Origin of the sequence: Microbulbifer taiwanensis (assembly GCF_014904815.1) — a bacterium.
GTDB lineage: Bacteria > Pseudomonadota > Gammaproteobacteria > Pseudomonadales > Cellvibrionaceae > Microbulbifer > Microbulbifer taiwanensis.
The window spans coordinates 1-20,255 of the sequence record NZ_JACZFR010000043.1; the positions used below are offsets into that span (position 1 = coordinate 1).

The window sequence follows — 20,255 nt, forward strand, 5'->3', positions numbered from 1 at the left end:
GAAGTGTCCGACCCCCCCCCGGCCCGCCCTCCCCGGCCCGGTCGCCGAGCCGGGCAGCGAGCTTCGCTCGCTAAACGCCCGGCTCGGCCCAGCCGCACTGCCGGTCTTTGTTTTGCTCTTCCAGGTACGCCATCAGCGGCTGGAAGTAATCGATGATTGCCGAGGCATCCAGATCGCGCTGGCCGGTCAGGGCTTCCATCGCGTCCGGCCAGGGCTTGCTCGCGCCCATTGCCAACATGGCGCGCAGCTTCTCGCCGGCCTCGCCGTTCTTATAGATGGAGCAGCGGTGCAGCGGACCCGTCTCACCGGCGGCCTCGCACAGGGCGCGGTGGAACTGGAACTGCTGGATGCGGGCCAGGAAGTAGCGCGCGTAGGGGGTGTTGCCCGGGATATGGTACTTGGCACCCGGATCGAAGTTGGCTTCGGTGCGCTCAACAGGAGCCTGGATACCCTGGTAATCCTCGCGCAGCCTCCACCAGGCCTTGTTGTAGTCCCCCGGCTGCACCTCGCCGTTGAACACCTGCCAGCGCCACTTGTCCACCATCAGGCCGAAGGGCAGAAAGGCAATCTTGTCCAGCGCCTGCTGCATCAGGTAGCCGATATCCTTGCTCTCGTCCGGCACCTCGTCCATCAGGCCGATTTCCTTCAGGTATTTCGGGGTAATGGACAGCGCGATGGTATCCCCCACCGCCTCGTGGAAGCCGTCGTTGGCACCCTCTTTGTACAGGAACGGCTGCTCCTTGTAGATGCGCTGGTAGAAATTGTGGCCCAGCTCGTGGTGAATGGTGACGAAGTCCTCACCGGTCTTGTTGATGCACATCTTGATGCGGATATCGTCCTGGCCGTCCATATTCCAGGCGCTCGCGTGGCAGACCACATCGCGGTCACGGGGCTGGGTGAACTGGGAGCGCTCCCAGAATGTCTCCGGCAGCGGCTTGAAGCCGAGCGAGGTGAAGAACTTCTCGCCCACCTTGACCATGTCCTGTTCGCTCATGCCGGACTCGACCACCAGCTCGGTCAGGTCGTAGGGCGCCTCCATGTCGTCGTCCTTGACCAGTTCGTACACATTGCCCCACTCCTGGGCCCACATGTTGCCGAGCAGGTGTGCCGGGATCTTGCCCTGCGCCGGCACCACGTCATCGCCGTAGTGCTCGTTCAGCTTGGCGCGCACATGGCAGTGCAGCGCTTCGTACAACGGCTTCACCTTGTTCCACTGCGCGTCCATATCCGCGGCGAAGGCATCCGGCTCCATATCGTACTTGGAACGCCAGAAGGTGCTCAGGTTGTCGTAGCCCAGCTCCTGGGCGCCGGCGTTGCCGATTTCCACCTGGCGCTCGTACAGGGGTTTCATCGGCGGGGAGACCTTGCGCCAGCCGACCCACAGCTCCTTGAGCAGCTCCGGATCGCGGTTGTTGGCCATGATCTGGCCCATCTCGGTCAGGGTGTAGCACTTCTCCTCGCCGTCCTTGTCCATACAGTATTTGCCGGCGCCGTACATGCCCTGCATCTTGGAGCCTATCTGTGCCAGTTCGGCGGTCAGTTCCGGATCCTTGGGCGCGGGGAACACCAGCCCCTGCTTGAGCATGGTCAGCTGGCGGCGGGTGTCCGGATCCAGCTGCAGGTCATTGAACTTGGCCGCCTCGCCCGCCAGTTCCACCGCCATGGCCGTGTAGCGCTCTGAAGCGAGCGCCTCGACATACTGGGAATCCATATTGATATAGGTGGAGGCCAGCCAGCTCGCATGGCTCATTTCCTCCGCCATTTTCTCCAGGCGCGACTGGGCATCCTGAAGGAAGGCCTTGGCGTCCTCGGCGGTCAGCGGGCCATTTTCGGCCGCGCTGCTGACCTCGGCGGCCGCGGTGGTCGCCGCCTCCTGGACTGGCTCCTGCTGGGCCTGCCTGTTGTCGCATCCGGCGAGCGCCACTGCTGCGGCAATGGCTAGGGCTATCTTCTTCATCGGCTCCCTCTAATCGTTATTGGACATGGTTATAGATGTCGCCGTTTATAGCATAAGCGCCGCATTCGCTGGGACGGAGACAGGAAGGCCACGGCCATATCGGCACAAAATTCCCTCAACAGAGGCTTTTCTGGCGAAATATTTCAGGGAGCCTGGGTGGAAATTGAGCGGAGAAAATCGATCGGGAGAGGGGTAAGGGAATGGAGGCAGCCCAACCAGCAACACCCTCGGCACATGATACCACTGCTACCGTTGCTCCCTTCCGGGCCTGGCGGGGTTCACAGCTGTTCATTGCGAGGGGACCGGAAGGGCCGCCACAAAGATCTTCGTCGTTGCGAAGAGGGCGCGATTATAGAGAGTCAAAGGCGCGAGTTCCACCCCTGATACGGGTATAATGGCCGCGATCCATTCCCCCTGCGGTAAAAAGTCATCATGCACCTGTTCGTCGACAATCTCACCAACGTAGACTTCAGCTACCTGGACCACCAGCGCGGCCTGGTGGGCGAGACCTGGCTCGCGAACGCCTGCCTCGACGGCGCCCTGGACAGCCAGGGCATGGTGTGCGATTTCGGCGTGGTGAAGAAGACACTCCGCCACTGGCTCGACGACCAACTGGACCACCGCCTGCTGGTTCCCACCCGATCGCCGCATCTCGAGATGGAGCGGGCCGGCGAGCAGCTAACCCTGACCTGGCAATTGGAAAGCGGTGAAGCGATATCGGTATCCGGCCCCGAGCAGGCATTTGCGCTGGTGGAAGCCGAAGCAATCAGTGCGGACAGCGTCGCCGCCTGGAGCGTGCTGCGACTGGCCTCCGCCTTCCCCACCAGCGTCGAGCAGCTGAGCCTCAGCTTTACCTGCGAGGAAATCGCCGCTCCCTTCTATCACTACAGCCACGGCCTGAAAAAGCACGATGGCAACTGCCAGCGCATCGCACACGGACACCGCTCCCGCATCCGGATTCACCTGGACGGTGAGCGCAGCCCGGAATGGGAGAGTAAATGGGCCCGGCGCTGGCAGGATATCTACCTGGGCACCCGCGAGGACCTGTTGGCGGAGAGCGACGAAAAAACACTGCGCTTCGCCTACTCGGCGCAGCAGGGGGAATTTACCCTGGACATTCCCGCCGCGCGCTGCGAGCTCGTCGACTGCGACACCACCGTCGAACAGCTGGCCCTCTACATAGCAAAGAGTATTGCCGACACTATTGCCGCAGAGCTGCCGGGCACCCAGGTGCAGGTGCGCGCTTACGAGGGCCTGGGCAAGGGCGCAATCGCTTCCGCCACGGCCTGATCCCCAATCGCGACGAGCCAGCAACTTGAACCTGATCACTCTTGAAGAAAAAGATTTTTTCGAGCCGGGGCGCGCGCGCCTGCGCGGGCGCAGACAGCAGCATATCCTTCAGGTACACAGGGCCAGCCCCGGCGACCAGCTGCGTGTAGGCCTGCTCAACGGAAAAATCGGCACGGGCCGGGTTATTTTCCTGGACAGCGACACCGTCGAACTTCAAATCGAACTACAGGATCCACCGCCACCCGCCCTGCCCCTGACCCTGATACTCGCCCTGCCGCGACCCAAAATGCTCAAGCGGGTGATTCAGCATGTGACCGCACTGGGGGTAAAAAGACTCTACCTGATCAACGCCTACCGGGTAGAAAAATCCTACTGGCAAACCCCCTGGCTGGAAGACGACAAGCTGCGCGAGCAGTGCCTGCTGGGGCTGGAGCAGTCTGTAGACACGCAGATGCCACAGATTGAGCTGCGCAAGCGCTTCAAGCCGTTTGTGGAAGACGAGCTGCCGGCGATCTCCGCCGACTCGCTGAAGCTGGTTGCGCACCCGGTTACGGAGTCACCCTGCCCTGTGGACATCGCCGGGCGCACAACGCTGGCGGTCGGGCCCGAGGGCGGTTTTATTCCCTATGAAGTGGAGAAACTGCAGGAAATCGGCTTCGATGCGGTGCACCTGGGACCGCGGATTTTGCGTGTGGAAACGGCTCTGCCAGTGCTATTAGGACGGCTTTTCCCGGGGCGCTGACAGACCGGCAATTGGTGTGCACGGCGCACCCTACCTATCAGAGCCCCGCCCGCAGGGTGCGCCGTGTGCATCGTTTGCAAACGGGAAATCCAGCATTCAAATAAAAAAGCCGCGTAAAAACGCGGCCATAAAATGGTGGCTCCCGCCACCGGGTCTCACAGAGTGGGGCGCGGGGTGCGCCCCTGGGGAGAAAGACTGCTCAAGTAGACAAGCGCGTTACTGAATGCTTTCTCACGTGGCGGCCTCGCGGCCGCCCGCTATCAGGCTGCAGCGCCTTCCGCGATCGCGGATTTCTGCAGCGCCAGTTTCGGATCTACGAACTCGTAACCCAGTACATCGGCCACCGCCTGGTAGGTCACCATACCTGCATGGACGTTCAGGCCTTCCAGCAGGTTGGCGTCGTCCAGCAGCGCCTGCTTGGCGCCCTTGTTGGCCAGGGCCACCGCGAACGGCAGGGTGGCGTTGTTCAGTGCCATGGTGGAGGTGCGTGCAACACCGCCGGGCATATTGGCCACACAGTAGTGCACCACGCCATCGACAACGTAAGTCGGTTCCTGGTGAGTGGTTGCCTTGGAAGTTTCAAAGCAGCCGCCCTGGTCGATGGCCACGTCCACAACCACCGCGCCCTTCTTCATGCGGCTGATCATATCGCGGGTCAGCAGTTTCGGCGCTGCGGCACCCGGGATCAGTACCGCACCGATGACCAGGTCGGCTTCCAGGGCGTGCTTCTCGATGGCGTCGTTGGTGGAGTACTCGGTGCGCACGGCGCCGCCGAAGATGTCGTCCAGCTGACGCAGGCGCGGCAGGGAGCGATCCAGGATGGTCACGTCGGCCCCCATACCCAGGGCCATTTTGGCCGCATTGGTACCAACCACACCGCCGCCGATAACCAGCACCTTGGCCGGGGCAACACCGGGCACACCGCCCAGCAGTACGCCGAGACCGCCCTGGGCTTTCTCCAGGTGGTGGGCGCCGCACTGTACAGACATACGGCCGGCCACTTCAGACATGGGTGCCAGCAGCGGCAGACCGCCGAAGCGGTCGGTCACGGTTTCGTAGGCAATACAGGTTGCACCGGATTTCACCAGCAGTTCGGTCTGCTTCGGGTCCGGGGCCAGGTGCAGGTAGGTGTAAAGCAGCTGGCCCGGGCGCAGCATTTCGCACTCGTTGGGCTGCGGCTCCTTTACCTTGACGATCATGTCGGCGGTGGCGAAGATCTCTTCCGGAGAGTCGATGATCTTGGCGCCGGCTTCGACGTACATCTCATCGGTAAAGCCGATGGCGGCACCGCCGTCTTTCTGTACGACCACTTCGTGGCCGTGTCCGATCAACTCGCGAACACTGGCCGGCGTCAGGCCGATGCGGTACTCGTGGTTCTTGATCTCTTTCGGGACACCAATCAACATTTTTCTGCTCCTCGTCATTCGGCTGACACGCCGCCCGCTCGGTGACGGTCGCGCGCCTTTTCTCTGTGATTTCACCCAGTATAGGGCCGCGCATAAAGTGGATTTATGCTAGATTTTCATAGCAACCAGTGGATTCCACTAATCCAGGCGCGACTACGCCTACTTTTTCAGCAAAACGACCACTTCGGAGACAGGGGTATGCGCAAACGCGCCAGCGAACTCAGCACCATCGATCGCAACATACTGCGGGTACTGCAGAAAAACGGTCGCACCAGCTACGCGGAGCTGGCGCGTCAGGTGGGCCTGACGGCGACTCCCTGTGTAGAGCGGGTCAAACGCCTGGAGGGAGACGGGGTTATCCAGGGCTATACGGCGCTGATCAACCCGGAATTCCTCGACGCCGCGCTGGTGGTCTTCGTGCAGATTCGCCTGAACCGCTCGGCCCAGGACGCCTTCGAGGAGTTCCGCAACGCCGTGGCGGCACTGCCCGAGGTGCAGGAGTGCTACCTGGTATCGGGCAACTTCGATTACCTGATCAAGGCGCGGGTGGCGGATATGAACGCCTACCGCAGGTTCTACGGCGAGACGCTACTGACCCTGCCGGAAGTGCAGGAGTGCACCAGTTATGTGGTAATGGAACAGGTGAAGGAAACGCTGGAGGTACCGGTGCACTACAACAGGTGAGGATTAAAACGCGATGCCAAGACTGTCTGTAGGAGCGGCCGGTGGCCGCGATCGCGCTTTCAGGTAGCCCCGGGCAACGATCGCGGCCACCGGCCGCTCCTACAAAAGTGATCGGGCGCTGGATTAGTACTTGATGCCGAGCTGGCGATAGATAAACCCGATCACCCAGGCCGGGCCGATCAGCAGGAACTGCAGGTCCTTGAAAAACGACGGCTTCTTCCCTTCGATATGGTGGCCGACGAACTGCAGAATCCACATCACCACGAACAGCGCCAGCGCCGTCTGCCACACCGGGTAACCCAGCCGCTCGACCACAGACCAGCCCCACAGGCACACGACACTGATGGCCGCCATGCCCAGTGCCACCGGGAAGGACATGGCCAGGTAGAACAGCAATGTCGGCACCAGGGCCACCACCGCCCAGTTCAGCCACGGGATGGCGGCCATGAATGACGGCTGGGGAATATCCCACAGCAGTCCGACGACGGTGGCGTAGATCACCGGCACGGCCACCCAGTGAATGGCCTTGTTGGTGGCGTTCTGGTGGCTCTCGCCGTACTCGGCAAACCACTGCTCGGCGCTGCGCATCGCTCTCTCCTCTTCACTTTTTTTATAGTTTCTGAGCACTGGATAATCAGCGATTTGTGACCAACAATCAACATCCATTCACAAGTATGAATGGCTGGTCACCGTCGAACATAGGCATCCAGCTGCTGGCGGTACAGCTCCGCCATGGCCTCGTCGAAGCAGCAGAAGACGATGCGCAATGGTTCGCAGTCCCTGTCCAGGTGCTGCTGCACTTCTTCCACCGCTATCTCCACCGCCTGCTCCGGCGGATAGTCGTAGACACCACAACTGATCGCAGGAAAGGCGATGGAACTCATATGCTCACGCCGCGCCAGTGCCAGGCAGTGCCGGTAGCAGCTGGCCAGCAGCTCCGGTTCGCCCAGGTTACCGCCGCGCCACACGGGACCGACGGCGTGGTAGATGCGTTTGACGGGAATGGAAAAGGCCGGGGTGGCGCGGACCTCGCCGACAGGGCAGCCGCCTAACTCGCGACAGGCCTCCAGCAGGCGGGGCCCCGCCGCGCGGTGAATGGCCCCATCTACCCCGCCGCCACCGAGAAGGTGTGTATTGGCGGCATTGACGATTACATCGACTTGTAATCGAGTGATATCACCGAGATGGACTTCGATCACTCAGTATCTCCAACCGCTATTTGAATAATCGCTGCGGATGGACATCCTTTTCTCTATTCACAACAGTCGCACCCGCCATGCGGGCGCGTCCAGCGCGCAGCTTCAGGCGATACCTACCGCCCACTCCAAACCGCAGCTGGAGACCTGCCAATCAATCCAGCAGTTCACTGTGGCGTTTCACCACGGCTACGGGACACTTCGTCACTGCGCTAACTATCACGATAGCAGCTGCGGAGAGAATAAAGCCGGGCAGCAACTCGTAAACATCGAAGATACCCCCGGACAGCTGTTTCCAGATCACCACAGTCAGGCCGCCGACCAGCACGCCGGCGATGGCCCCGGCGCCGGTCATGCGCGACCAGAAAAGGCTGATCAGTATTGCCGGCCCGAAGGCCGCACCCAGCCCGGCCCAGGCGTAGGCCACCACATCCAGCACCTTCGAATTCGGATCCATCGCCACCCAGACCGCGATCAGTGACAGCACCACCACCGCCCAGCGGCCCACCTTAACCATCGCCTCCGGGCTTGTCTCCCTGCCGAACCACACGTGGTAGATATCCTCCGCCAGCGCTGCAGAGCTGACCAGCAACTGGGAGTCCGCGGTACTCATGATCGCGGACAGGATAGCCGCCAGCAGTACACCGGCCACCAGCGGGTGGAAGAGCGCACTGACCAGCTCCATAAAGATACGCTCCCCGTCCGGCAGCGTCTGTTGCAATTCCAGGTGGCCGAAGAGCCCCACCGACAGGGCGCCGATAAAGCCGAACAGCGACCAGACGGCAGCCACCGTTGCCGCAGCCGGCACATCGTCAGGGCTGCGCACGGCCATGAAACGCGCCAGGATATGCGGCTGGCCGAAGTACCCCAGGCCCCACGCCAGGGAACTGAGAATCGCCGCCCAGCCGAGCGCCTCACCCTTGTTGTCCTGCAGCCAGTGCATCAGTTCCGGCACCTGCTCCTGCAGCCTGGCCCAGCTGCCGCTGAAGCCGCCCACATCCTGGATCACCACCCAGGGCACTATGACCAGCGCCAGGCTCATCAGCAGCCCCTGGAACACATCGGTCCAGGACACCGCCAGAAAGCCGCCGAACAGGGTGTAGGAGATCACCGCCACAGCGCCGATGATCACCGCCCACTGATAATTCCAGCCGAATACCGTTTCGAACAGCTTGCCACCGGCGATCAGCCCGGACGCCACGTAAAAGAGGAAAAACAGCAGAATAAAAATCGCGCAGATGGTGCGCAGGTAGGGGTGACCCAGATTGAACCGCCGGTGCAGATAGGCGGGCACCGTGAGGGAGTCTTCCAGCTCGTAGGTGTAGATGCGCAGACGCCGCGCCATGGTGGCCCAGCTTAGAACAATGCCGGAGAAGAGACCTATCGCAATCCAGCCCGACGACAGGCCGGAGACATAGGCAGCACCGGGCAACCCCATTAGCAGCCAGCCGCTCATATCCGAGGCCCCGGCGCTGAGCGCCGCCACCGCCGGCGGCAGTGAACGCCCACCGAGGAAATAGTCGCTGGCGTCCCTGGTGCGCTGGTAGGCGTAAATACCAATCACCAGGATCAGCGCCAGGTAGGCAACAAAAGTCAGAGCGACAAGCCACTGTTCAGACATAGGAAATCCCTGTTCTCGATGGGAGGCAGCATTGCCGGTCCCGCAAATTGCTTATTTTTAGTGCAAGCTCGGCCTTCAAAATAGGCGCCGTAGCCAAATATTGTGTTTATTGCGCGTAAATCTACTAATTAGGTGGCGCCGACTCAATCCGCAAACTACATATTGGGAAACACATGGAAAAACTGACAACACTATGGGTATCTGTCTGGACGAGTTGCGGCTACTGGTCATTCGTCCGACCCTCAAACATCTGAGAGCCTGGTCGCCGGGAATGGAAAACCTGCTGCTGGGCACCGCCGCCCAGGAGTCACAGCTCGGCTTCCATCTCAAGCAGGGACGGCGCCACGGGCTGGGCATCTACCAGATACAGCCGCACACACACCGGGAGATCTGGGATGAATTCCTGATCGACCACCCCGCCCTGGCCTCCAAGGTACGCGGCCTGGCCAGCCAGCGGGATTTTCTCGATCACCCCCACAGCGAACTGACCACCAACCTGCGCTACGCCACCGCCATCGCCTGGCTGATCTATCGCGATGCAGGCGTACACAAGGTGCGGGAATGCGACGTCTCGACCATGGCGCGACTCTGGCACCAGCACTTCCACCACGGTCCCTCTGCCTCGGCGCGGGATTTCGAGTGCAGCTATGCGCGCCTGGTCAGCAGTGCCGACCCTACAGATTCAGCGCCTCGATATACTGCGGCGGCTCATCCGCAGAGTCCTCCGGCACCCAAGTCTGTACCTCGCGCTGAACTGAATGCTCGGCACGCGGGGCAGACGACGGTTTAGAGCGATCCAGCTCCAGACTTTCGAAATCGTACAGATCGCGGTCCGCCAGCTGTGACGGCGACACCCGGGTCAGTGAAGCGAAGATATTCTCGCTGCGCCCGGGGAACTTCCTGTCCCATTCCCGCACCATCTGCTTGATCGCCTGCCGCTGCAGGTTCTCCTGGCTGCCGCACAGGTTGCACGGAATGATCGGGAACTCCCGATACTCGGCGAAGCGTTCGATATCCTCCTCGCGACAGTAGGCCAGCGGGCGAATCACGATATTACGCCCGTCGTCCGCGCGCAGCTTCGGCGGCATCGCCTTCAGGCGCCCGCCGTAAAACATGTTCAGGAACAGCGTCTCGACGATATCGTCCTTGTGGTGCCCCAGCGCCACCTTGGTCGCGCCGATTTCCTCGGCAAAACCATACAGGGTGCCGCGGCGCAGGCGCGAACAGAGACCGCAGGTGGTCTTGCCCTCAGGCACCACCTCCTTCACCACCGAATAGGTGTCCTTCTCGACGATATGGTAGGGAACCCCCAGTGACCGCAGGTATTCCGGCAGCACATGCTCCGGGAAGCCCGGCTGCTTCTGGTCCATATTCACCGCCACCAGCTCGAAGTGTACCGGGGCCGTCTTCTGCAGATTCAGCAGGATATCCAGCATCGCATAGGAATCCTTGCCGCCGGACAGGCACACCATGATCTTGTCGCCCTCTTCGATCATATTGAAGTCGGCGATGGCGCGGCCCACATTGCGGCGCAGGCGCTTCTGCAGCTTGTTGAATTCCAGCCGCTCGCGGCGGTTTTCCAGTTCGGACATGGTGTTTCTCTGCATATGAGTCAAATTGACCTTTAGATACCCTATTGCAAAACAAGCGTTCATTGGCTCGTCATACCGGCGAAGGCCGGTATCCAGTTCAGTGGCACCTGGATTCCGGCCTTCGCCGGAGTGACGACAGCAATCTGCAGGGGTGAACCTTGTGATCGGCCCTACGAATCAGGTCCGTGCCTTGATGCGGTTTGGCGCCGCGATTGTACGCATTCTGATCACGGAGTACACGACTGTTCGTCCACACCCTGCTCCAGCAATTCCTGCACACAGGGCCAGACATGGTCGAGCAACGCCGGCTGGGCCACGGCGGTCGGGTGGATACCGTCCGTCTGCATGGCGCCGTCGAGCAGCGCTACCGGCTCGAGGAAAAAGGGCACCAGCGGCACCTGCTCCGCCTCGGCCACCTTCGGGTAGACGGCCGCAAAGGCCTCGGTATAGGCGCGACCGTAGTTCGGCGGCATGCGCATGCCCAGCAGCAACACCTCGGCCCCCGCCTTCTCCGCCAGTTTCACCATCTGCTGCAGATTGCGCTGCAGCGCCATCGGCGAATAACCCCGCAGGCCGTCGTTGCCGCCCAGCTCCACGATCAGCCAGCGCGGCTGGTGTTCTTTCAGCAGGCGCGGCAGCCGCGCCAGGCCGCCGGACGAAGTCTCCCCGCTGATACTGGCATTGACCACCTCGATCGACTCGCCTCCCCGCTCCAGCCGGTCGCGCAGCAACTGCACCCAGCCCTGGGCCTCGTCGATACCGTAGGCGGCGCTGATACTGTCCCCCAATACCAGCAGCTTCTCGGCGGCCTGTGCCTGCCCCGGCGGGGCCACTGCCAATGGGACAAGCAGCAGCAGACACAAGCCGAAGCGCAGATACAGCTGCCGGAAAAAAACTGTCGTCATGTCATACTCTCCACTTCCTATCAAAAACACAGCGCAGTAGCAGAAGGAATACAGAATGTCCGCCATGCTCAGGGCCGAAAACCTGCACCACCGGGTCGCCACCAGCGAGGGTCCGCTGACCCTATTAAATAATATTTCCCTGCAACTCGCCCGCGGCGAGAGCCTGGCCATCACCGGTGCCTCCGGTTCCGGCAAATCCACCCTGCTCGGTCTCCTGGCGGGCCTCGACAAACCCAGCGACGGCCGCATCTGGCTCGCCGGCGAGGAGATCACCGCCCTGGACGAGGAGCAGCGCGCGGCCCTGCGCGCCCGCTGCGTCGGCTTCGTCTTCCAGACCTTCCAGCTGCTGCCCGGCCTCACCGCGCAGGAAAATGTCATGCTGCCAAGCGAACTGCGCGGCGAGCGCGGCGCCGCCAGACGCGCCGAGGAGTTTCTCGCCCGCGTCGGTCTCGGGCACCGGCTGCACCACTACCCGCGCCAGCTGTCCGGCGGCGAGCAGCAGCGGGTCGCCATAGCGCGGGCATTCGCCAGCTTCGCCGGCGACGACGGTATCCTCTTCGCCGATGAACCCACCGGCAGCCTCGACGCCGGCAACGGCGACAAGGTTATAGACCTGCTGTTCAAACTCAATGCCGAATCCAACACCACCCTGGTGCTGGTCACCCACGAACAGCGCCTGGCCGAGCGCTGTGGGGCCCACTTGCGCATGGCCGCCGGCTCGATAGAGGCCGGCGATTCCGGCAGCGCGCTCGCCGAGGTATCCGCCTGATGCTGCCGCTCAAGCTCCTGTTCCGGGACTGGCGCGGCGGCGAGCTGGCCCTGATCGCCACCGCCCTGGTGCTGGCGGTGACCTGCGTGACCGCCATAGCCCATTTCACCGACCGCCTGGCCCGCGCCATGGAACAGCAGTCGCTGACCTTCCTCGCCGCCGAGCGGGTGCTGCGCAGCAGCCGGCCGGTGGATCCGGCCTGGCTGCAGGAGGCGCGCGACCGCGGCCTGCTACAGGCCGAGGCGGTGCAGTTCGCCTCCATGGTCGCCGCCGGCGACCAGTTCCAGTTCGCCGCCGTCAAGGCCGTCGGCGCAGGCTATCCGCTGCTCGGCGAACTGGAAATGCGCGATACCGAGGAGGGCCCCAGCCACCGGGTAAAACAGGGCCCGGCCCCGGGTGAGACCTGGGTCGAACCCAGGCTGCTGCCGCTGTTGCAACTGCAATTGGGCGAATCCCTGCAACTGGGCGACACCAGCCTGCGCATCAGCGGCCTGCTGGAGCGCGAACCGGACCGCGGCACCAGCTTTTTCGATATGGGTGCGCGGGTGCTGGTGCACCTGGATGACCTGCCGGCCTCGGGGGTTATCCAGCCCGGCAGCCGTGTGCGCTACCGCTACCTCTTCGCCGGCGACGACGAGGCGCTGGACCGCTACTTCGAGTGGCTGAAACCGCAACTGACCGAACACCAGAGAGTCATAGACCTCAAGGAGGGCCAGCCGCGGGTGGCCCGCGCCCTGGAGCGCGCCGAGAGTTTCCTCTTCCTCGCCGGCAGCCTGGCGGTACTGCTCGCCAGCGTCGCCGTCGGCCTGGCCGCGCGCCGCTACAGCCTGCGCCACACCGCCTATGTGGCGGTGATGAAGAGCCTGGGTGCCGGGCGCGACAAGGTGCTGGCCATCTACCTGGGGCAGCTGGCGGCCCTGACGCTGATCGCGACCGCGGCCGGCCTGCTGCTCGGCAGCCTGATCCAGTCCCAGGCCGTGAACCTGATGGCCGACTTCTTCCCGGCGCAGCCGCCGCCCAGCCACTGGTCGCCGCTGATCGTCGGACTCGCCACCGGCTTCGACTGCGCCCTGGGCTTCGCCGTGGCGCCGCTGTTCCGCCTGGCGCGCACGGATCCCATGCAGACACTGAGGCGCGACTGGAGCAATCCCGACAGGCGCGAATGGCTGGGCCTGGTGCTGGGACCGACCAGCATGCTGCTGCTGATCTGGTGGCTGTCCGGCAGCCTGGCGATCACTGCGGCGCTCTTCGCCGGTATGGCGCTGCTGGTGGGCGGCGCCGCCCTGGTCAACCGGCTGCTGGTGCGCGGCAGGCTCGCGTCCATCGGCGGAGCCTGGCGCATTGCTCTCGGCAGCCTGCAGCGCCGCGCCGCCTTCAACACCTTGCTGATCGCCGCCTTCGGCACCGGCCTGCTGGCGATGCTGGCGCTGGTGTTCGCGCGCACCGCACTGATCGACGAGTGGCGCATGCAGCTGCCGGACAAGGCGCCCAATCACTTCCTGATGAATATCGCCCCCCACGAGGTGGACGGCCTGGACCAGATGCTGTTCGACAAGGGAGTCGCCAGCACCGAAATCTACCCGATGGTGCGCGGGCGTCTGGTCGCCATCAACGGCGTCCCGGCAAAGGAGTACGAAAAAAGTGCGGGCGGCGAACGCGTCGGCGCCCTGCGCCGCGAACTCAATCTGAGCTGGACCGAAAACCTGGCCCCGGACAACCGCATCCTCGAGGGCGACTGGTGGGATAAAACCGATGAGGGGGTGTCGGTGGAGGTGGAGCTGGCCGCGCGCCTGAAGCTGGCCCTCGGCGATGTGCTGCGCTTCTCCATCGGCGGCCTGGAAGTCGAGGCCCCGGTGGCCAGCTTCCGCTCCCTGGACTGGAACAGCATGAGGCCAAATTTCTATATGCTGTTCGCGCCCGGTACCCTGGAGGACTTCCCCGCGACCTATATCACCAGCTTCTACCTGCCGCCGCAGCAGAAGCTGCTGGTCAACGATCTGGTGCGCAACTTCCCCAGCGTCAGCGTCATCGAGCTGGATAAGATCATCCAGCGCATCCGCGACACCATCGACCAGGTATCCCTGGCGATCGAATCGGTGATGGCGTTGATGCTGGTGGCGGGCGTGCTGGTGCTGGTGGCCGGCGTGCGCGCCAGCATCGCCGAGCGTTTGCAGGAGGCGGCGATAATCCGCACACTTGGCGGCCGCCGCCGGCTGCTGCTGCAGAGCCTGCTGCTGGAATTCGGCCTGCTGGGCATCGCCGCCGGCCTGCTCGCCGCCGCCGGCGCCGAGGCGACCCTGGCGGTGCTGTCGCAGCGGGTGTTCGAGCTGCCATTCATGTTCCACCCGCTGCTGTGGCTGCTGGGCCCGATTGTCGGCGCGCTGCTGGTCGGCAGCGCCGGCACCCTGGCCTGCCGCAGCTCGGTCAGCCAGCCGCCGTTGAAAGTGCTGCGGGAACTGGCGTAAAGCGTATTGAATCGTCATTCCCGCGCAGGCGGGAATCCAGAAACCACCGTCCTCTGGATTCCGGTCTGCGCCGGAATGACGGCAGAGAGATTTTTAACTGGCGAATTTATGGATCTGGATTTCGACCGCAAGCATATCTGGCACCCCTACTCCTCCCTGATAGACCCGCCGCCGGTCTACCCGATAGAACGCGCGGACGGCGTGCGCATTTACCTGGAGGACGGCCGCGGCCTGGTCGATGGCATGTCCTCCTGGTGGAGTGCACTGCACGGCTACAATGTGCCGGAACTGAACGCCGCCATGCAGGCGCAGATGGAGAAGATGTCCCATGTGATGTTCGGCGGCCTCACCCACGGGCCGGCCATAGACCTGTGCAGGAAACTGGTGGAGATTACGCCCGAGCCGCTGCAGCGGGTCTTCCTGGCCGACTCGGGCTCCGTGTCGGTGGAAGTCGCGATCAAGATGGCGCTGCAGTACTGGCAATCCCGGGGACGCCCGCAGAAAAACAGGCTGCTGGCGCTGCGCAACGGCTACCACGGCGACACCTTCGGCGCCATGGCCACCTGCGATCCGGTCACCGGCATGCACCACCTGTTCGCCAGCCAGCTGACCCAACACTTATTCGCCCCGGCACCGCAACCGAAATACGATGAGCCCTGCAGTGATGAGGATATCGCCGAGCTGCAACAGCTGATCGAAAAAAATCACGCGCAGCTGGCCGCGGTGATACTGGAGCCGATCGTGCAGGGCGCCGGTGGTATGCGTTTCTATTCGCCGCAATACCTGCAGCGGGTGCGCGCACTGTGCGACGAGCACCAGCTGCTGCTGATCGCCGACGAGATAGCCACCGGTTTCGGCCGCAGCGGCAAACTGTTCGCCTGCGAACACGCCGGTATCAGTCCGGATATCCTGACACTCGGCAAGGCGCTGACCGGCGGCACCATGACCCTGGCCGCGACCCTGTGTACCGATAAAGTCGCCGAGGGTATTTGCCGCGGCGAGGCCGGTGTCTTTATGCACGGCCCGACTTTTATGGGCAATCCACTGGCCTGCGCCGCGGCCAACGCCAGTATCGACCTGCTGCTCGCCGGCCCCTGGCAGCAGCGGGTCTCTGCTATCGAAGGCCAGCTGCAAAGAGAACTGGCGCCGCTGCGGCAATCCAGCGCGGTCGCCGACGTGCGCGCGCTCGGCGCCATAGGCGTGGTCGAGATGCGCGAGCCGGTGAATATGATGCAGGTGCAGGAAGCGTTGATAGCCCGCGGCGTCTGGCTGCGCCCCTTCGGCAAGCTGGTCTACGCCATGCCGCCCTATGTGATTTCCGAGGAAGACCTGGGCCAACTCACCGGTGCCATGGTCGAGGTGCTCGGCGATCTCTAACGACACTTGTAGGAGTGGCGGGGCGGCCATCCGCCGTTGGCCGCGATCGATTTCTCGGATTGCCCCAAGCCTGATCGCGGCCATGGGCCGCTCCTACAAGTAAATCTTCAATAAGGTTCACCGTGCAACCGCTGTTAAAAGTCGCCGACCTCGAATGCCGCTACGGCGACAAGGTCATTCTCGAATCCATCTCCTTCGCCCTGGACGAGGGCGAGATCGCCTGCCTGCTCGGTCCCAGCGGCTGTGGCAAGACCACCCTGCTGCACGCCATCGCCGGTTTCCAGCCTGTTTACCGCGGCGGTATTTCCCTGGGCGGCGGCAACATTTCCAGTCCTCGATCCACTACGCCACCGGAGCAGCGACGTGTAGGTGTGGTCTTCCAGGACTATGCTCTCTTCCCGCACCTGAGCCTGCAGCAGAACATCGCCTTCGGCCTCAAGTCGCTAGCGCGTGTCGATCGCGAGGCCCGGGTGCGCGAGCTGCTGCAACTGGTGCAGCTGCAGGACTTCGCCGACCGGTTTCCACACCAGCTGTCCGGCGGCCAGCAGCAGCGCGTGGCCCTGGCGCGGGCCCTGGCGCCGCGGCCGCGACTGCTGCTGATGGACGAGCCGTTTTCCAACCTGGATACGGAACTGCGGCGCAGCCTGGCCGCCGAGGTGCGCCATATACTGCGCGAGGAAGGCACCGCCGCGATCATAGTCACCCACGACCGCAGCGAGGCCTTCGTGGCCGGGGATAAACTGGGTGTGCTGAGTGGCGGTCATCTGCAGCAGTGGGACACGCCGGAGAATATCTACCGCCATCCGGCCAATGCCGCAGTGGCGCGTATCGTCGGCGAGGGCAACCTGCTGCCGGGAAAACTGCTCGCGCCGGATTTGATTGAAACGGAGCTGGGGCGGGTGCAGTTGGCCTGTGCGATCGAAGCGCCGGGCAAGCAGCTGCAGGTTTTTGTGCGCAGTGAGGACCTGCTGCCCGGAGAGAGCGCCGATGCGGTAGCGGCCCGGGTGCTGGAGCGGAGTTTTCTCGGCAGCAGTGTGCTGTACAAGTTCCGCCTGCCCTCCGGTCGCATTATCGAGGCGGCGTTGGATGCAGAGTTCCAGTTTGCGACCGGCAGCACCATACCTTTGCGCATTTCCAGGCCGCTGGTTTTCAACGCCTAACGTGTCCCTACGAGGTTCTTTCGTCATTCCGGCACAGAGCCTGTGCCGGGCTTGATCCGGTATCGGAATCCAGGTGCCATAAGACTGGATACCGGCCTGCGCCGGTATGACGATGCCAACGACGGTTTGACTTTAACCAGAGTAGCTACAGCGCCGGCGTCTCCGACTCCACCAACTCCATCTTTTCCTCACCCCGGCGGCGCCCCATGGAGCGGCTCAGCAGAATCACCGGCAGCAATCCTACCAACACGATCATCAACGCCCCCAGCGCCGAGCGCTCCAGCATCTCGTCGGACGCAAACTGGTAGACATGGGTCGCCAGCGTATCGAAACCGAAGGGCCGCAGCAGCAGCGTGGCCGGCAGCTCCTTCATACAATCCACAAACACTACCAGGGCGCCACTCAGCAGGCCCGTGCGTACCAATGGGAAATGCACGGCCCAGAGCGTCTGCCAACTGTTGCGCCCCAGGGAGCGGGCTGCGCGGTCCATCGATGGCGTGACTTTATCCAGGCTGGTCTCGATAGCGCCGGCGGAAACGGCGAGGAAGCGCACCGTATAGGCGAAGACTATCGCAAAGACACTGCCGGACAGCAGCAGGCCGATGGAAATATCGAAGTGCTCGCGCAGCAGTGCGTCCAGCGCATTGTCGAAGGCCGCCAGCGGTATCAGCACGCCGATCGCCATCACCGCCCCCGGCATCGCATAACCCAATCTGGCAAAGCCCACCAGGGTCTTGATCGGGCGAGACGGATTGAGACGCTTGCCGTAGGCCAGCAACAGCCCCAGCAGCGCGGTTGCCAGCGCGGCGGCTGCGGAAAGCAGCAGACTGTTGCGCGCTATGGCAAGGAAATCGTCACTCCAGTAGCTGGCAAAATTCCCCAGCGCATAGTCACCCAACACCAGCAGCGGAACACCGAAACCGGCCAGCAGCAACAGGCCGCAGAAAATCGCGGCCGCAAGCGCACGCCAACCGCGCAGCCGGTAATTGTCCCGGCTCTGCGACGGCGACTGCACAAAGTGTCTCTGCCGCGCGCGCGCTCTGCGCTCCAGCGCGATCAGCAGTACCACAAAAAGCAGTGTGCTGCAGGCGATCTGGGCGGCGCCGCCCAGGTTGCCGCGGGAGAGCCAGGTATCGTAGATACCGACACTCAGGGTGCGCACCGCAAAGAAATCCACGGTGCCGAAATCGTTCAGAGTCTCCATCAGCACCAGCGACAGCCCCACCGCAATCGCCGGGCGCGCCATCGGCAGGGAAACCCGCAGGAAACTCTGCCAGGGCGTGCAGCCGAGGGCGCGACTGGCGGCGCGGATGCTACCGCACTGCTCGAGAAAGGCTGCGCGCGCGAGCATATAGATATACGGATAGAGCACCAGCGACAGCATGGCGATGGCACCGCCCATGCTGCGGATTTCCGGGAACCAATAGTCACGCGCCGTCTGCCAGCCGAACCAATCGCGCAGCAGCTTCTGCACCGGACCGGCGTATTCCAGCAGGTCCGTGTACACATAGGCGATCACATAGGCCGGAACCGCAAAGGGCAGCAGCAGTGCCCACTCGAAGAAACGCCGCCCGGGAAAGCGGCACATGGTCACCAGCCAGGCGCTGCCGACACCGGCCAGCAGCGTAAAAACGCCCACGCCGAGCGCCAGAATCAGGGTCGCGGAAATATAGTGGAACAGCACCGTGTCCAGCAGGTGCGGCCAGATATTTTCCTCGGGAAAGAGCGCCAGCCAGAAAACCGACAGCACCGGCAGCGCCACCAGCAGCGCTGTGGTCGCCACCAGCAGTATCCAGCGCAGGCCGGACGCATTCGGCCGGGGAAGTGAGGATGGAGAGATCATAAAATCAAAAACGCGGCCCCCGTCTTCCAACGGGGGCCGCGCCGCAGCAATTCATCGGATTGCGCGATTCTAGAAATCGAAACCCACTTCGTCCACCAGGCGCGAGGCGGCGGGTACATGGGCGCCGATTTCGGTCAGGCTCAGGTCGTCCTCCTTGAACTCGCCCATAGTCTCCTCGATCAGCTCGGAGCGCTCAGTGCCCGGGCGCACCGGGAACTCGAAATTTTTCTCCGCGTAGAGGTACTGGGCCTCGGGGCCACTGAGGTATTCCAGCAACTTGACGGCGTTGTCGCGGTTGGGCGCGTGCTCGGCCAGTACCGCGCCGGAGACAAACATATGGGTGCCGCGATCCTGCTGGTTGGGGAACACCAGGTTCACAGACTTGGCCCACTCCACCTGCTCCGGCTGCTCGGTGTTGGTGATCATCTTGCCGAAGTAGTAGCTGTTGCCCAGGGACAGATCGCACACGCCCTCCTTGATCGCCTTCACCTGGGCGCGGTCGTTGCCCTGCGGCTTGCGCGCCAGGTTAGCCTTCACGCCCTGCAGCCACTGCTTGGTCTCCGCCTCACCGTGGTGGGCGATCATGGACGCAATCAGGGACAGGTTGTAGGGATGCTTGCCGCTGCGGGTGCAGATACGCCCCTTCCACTTGGGATCCGCCAGTTCCTCGTAAGTCGTGATCTCGCCGGGCTCGACCCGGTCCTTGGAGGCGTAGATCAGCCGCGCGCGGGTAGTGAGGCCGAACCAGTTGCCTTTGTCGTCGCGGAACTGGGCCGGAATGTTCTTTTCCAGCACCGCGTTCTGCACCGGCTGGGTCAGGCCCTTGGCCAGCAGATCCATCAGGCTGCTGGTATCGGAAGTCAGCACCAGGTCCGCCGGGCTGTTGCGTCCCTCCCGCTGCAGTCGCTCGTTGAGGCCGCTCTTCGCGTAGACCACCTTGGTTTCAATACCGGTTTCCTGGGTGAATTTATCTAGCACCGGCTCGATCAGAAATGGCTGGCGGTAGGAGTAGATATTCACCTGCTCTGCGGCAGAGGCACCCAGCGCGGCAAGAAGGCCGGTGATTGCGATGGCACTGTGGAAAAGAGATCGGATAAGCATCGGGAATCCATGACCGTTGAATTAATTTGAGAAACATTCTCATTTGTAGCACCAGCAAAGTCAACCTCATGCCCCGCCCGATTCAACCGCCGGCAGAGTCGCCGGATTCCACCTATGCTTAGTTGCGAAACGGTTGCCTGCGGAGGA

The 20,255-nt window shown here is 63.0% G+C and carries 17 protein-coding genes and 1 other RNA gene; 8 read left to right on the top strand and 10 right to left on the bottom strand.

Translation table 11 applies throughout. The annotated features are described in order from the left end of the window. Positions 1-70 precede the first annotated feature (70 nt). Positions 71-1,957, bottom strand: a complete 1,887-nt coding sequence (locus IG627_RS15340; RefSeq protein ID WP_193193271.1) for a M2 family metallopeptidase — start codon at positions 1,955-1,957, stop codon at positions 71-73. Positions 1,958-2,167: 210 nt separating this feature from the next. After that, positions 2,168-2,265: signal recognition particle sRNA small type (gene ffs, locus IG627_RS15345), an RNA gene on the bottom strand. Between the two features lie 124 nt (positions 2,266-2,389). Between ffs and IG627_RS15350 the strand changes: the two genes are divergently transcribed. Both IG627_RS15350 and IG627_RS15355 read left to right on the top strand, forming a co-directional pair. Continuing rightward, on the top strand, positions 2,390-3,247 hold the full coding sequence (locus tag IG627_RS15350) for a 6-carboxytetrahydropterin synthase (RefSeq protein ID WP_193193272.1): 858 nt from the start codon (positions 2,390-2,392) through the stop codon (positions 3,245-3,247). 25 nt (positions 3,248-3,272) lie between these two features. Beyond that, on the top strand, positions 3,273-3,989 hold the full coding sequence (locus IG627_RS15355; RefSeq protein WP_193193273.1) for a 16S rRNA (uracil(1498)-N(3))-methyltransferase: 717 nt from the start codon (positions 3,273-3,275) through the stop codon (positions 3,987-3,989). 260 nt (positions 3,990-4,249) lie between these two features. On the opposite strand, the gene ald is transcribed toward IG627_RS15355, so the two are convergent. Then, positions 4,250-5,395, bottom strand: coding sequence for an alanine dehydrogenase (gene ald / locus IG627_RS15360; protein WP_193193274.1), 1,146 nt, complete (start codon positions 5,393-5,395; stop codon positions 4,250-4,252). 198 nt (positions 5,396-5,593) lie between these two features. Between ald and IG627_RS15365 the strand changes: the two genes are divergently transcribed. After that, positions 5,594-6,079, top strand: coding sequence for an Lrp/AsnC ligand binding domain-containing protein (locus IG627_RS15365; protein ID WP_193193275.1), 486 nt, complete (start codon positions 5,594-5,596; stop codon positions 6,077-6,079). 123 nt (positions 6,080-6,202) lie between these two features. On the opposite strand, the gene IG627_RS15370 is transcribed toward IG627_RS15365, so the two are convergent. The 3 genes from IG627_RS15370 to putP form a co-directional block, all read right to left on the bottom strand. Beyond that, positions 6,203-6,667 carry an Mpo1 family 2-hydroxy fatty acid dioxygenase gene (locus IG627_RS15370; RefSeq protein WP_193193276.1) on the bottom strand — a complete coding sequence of 155 codons (465 nt, stop codon included), beginning with the start codon at positions 6,665-6,667 and terminating at the stop codon, positions 6,203-6,205. Between the two features lie 98 nt (positions 6,668-6,765). Beyond that, positions 6,766-7,278 carry an O-acetyl-ADP-ribose deacetylase gene (locus IG627_RS15375; protein ID WP_193193277.1) on the bottom strand — a complete coding sequence of 171 codons (513 nt, stop codon included), beginning with the start codon at positions 7,276-7,278 and terminating at the stop codon, positions 6,766-6,768. 151 nt (positions 7,279-7,429) lie between these two features. Next, positions 7,430-8,896: a sodium/proline symporter PutP gene (putP, locus tag IG627_RS15380; RefSeq protein WP_193193278.1), complete on the bottom strand. Its 1,467-nt coding sequence runs from the start codon at positions 8,894-8,896 to the stop codon at positions 7,430-7,432. 193 nt (positions 8,897-9,089) lie between these two features. Between putP and IG627_RS15385 the strand changes: the two genes are divergently transcribed. Beyond that, a complete protein-coding gene (locus IG627_RS15385) occupies positions 9,090-9,686 on the top strand; it encodes a hypothetical protein (protein ID WP_226865238.1) in 597 nt (198 codons plus the stop codon). Here the strand turns inward: IG627_RS15385 and ttcA are convergent. Continuing rightward, positions 9,571-10,488 (bottom strand): tRNA 2-thiocytidine(32) synthetase TtcA, encoded by a 918-nt coding sequence (ttcA, locus tag IG627_RS15390; protein ID WP_193193279.1) that lies wholly within the window; start codon positions 10,486-10,488, stop codon positions 9,571-9,573. The two genes, IG627_RS15385 and ttcA, sit on opposite strands and share 116 nt — an antisense overlap. Before the next feature lie 227 nt (positions 10,489-10,715). Next, a complete protein-coding gene (locus IG627_RS15395; protein ID WP_193193280.1) occupies positions 10,716-11,393 on the bottom strand; it encodes an arylesterase in 678 nt (225 codons plus the stop codon). A 55-nt stretch (positions 11,394-11,448) separates the two neighbouring features. On the opposite strand from IG627_RS15395, the gene IG627_RS15400 reads away from it, so the two are divergent. From IG627_RS15400 to IG627_RS15415, 4 genes are all read left to right on the top strand, one after another. Next, complete coding sequence (locus IG627_RS15400; RefSeq protein ID WP_193193281.1) at positions 11,449-12,162, top strand: ABC transporter ATP-binding protein; 714 nt, start codon at positions 11,449-11,451, stop codon at positions 12,160-12,162. Continuing rightward, positions 12,162-14,627: an ABC transporter permease gene (locus tag IG627_RS15405; protein WP_193193282.1), complete on the top strand. Its 2,466-nt coding sequence runs from the start codon at positions 12,162-12,164 to the stop codon at positions 14,625-14,627. Before IG627_RS15400 ends, IG627_RS15405 begins: the two co-directional genes overlap by 1 nt. A 108-nt stretch (positions 14,628-14,735) precedes the next feature. Continuing rightward, entirely contained in the window at positions 14,736-16,004 is a 1,269-nt protein-coding gene (gene bioA / locus IG627_RS15410) for an adenosylmethionine--8-amino-7-oxononanoate transaminase (protein ID WP_193193283.1), read from the top strand. Positions 16,005-16,126: 122 nt separating this feature from the next. Next, on the top strand, positions 16,127-17,164 hold the full coding sequence (locus IG627_RS15415; protein WP_193193284.1) for an ABC transporter ATP-binding protein: 1,038 nt from the start codon (positions 16,127-16,129) through the stop codon (positions 17,162-17,164). A 145-nt stretch (positions 17,165-17,309) separates the two neighbouring features. On the opposite strand, the gene IG627_RS15420 is transcribed toward IG627_RS15415, so the two are convergent. Both IG627_RS15420 and IG627_RS15425 read right to left on the bottom strand, forming a co-directional pair. Then, positions 17,310-19,007, bottom strand: coding sequence for an ABC transporter permease (locus IG627_RS15420; RefSeq protein WP_193193285.1), 1,698 nt, complete (start codon positions 19,005-19,007; stop codon positions 17,310-17,312). A gap of 69 nt (positions 19,008-19,076) precedes the next feature. Then, on the bottom strand, positions 19,077-20,108 hold the full coding sequence (locus IG627_RS15425) for a Fe(3+) ABC transporter substrate-binding protein (protein WP_193193286.1): 1,032 nt from the start codon (positions 20,106-20,108) through the stop codon (positions 19,077-19,079). Positions 20,109-20,255: the final 147 nt, after the last annotated feature.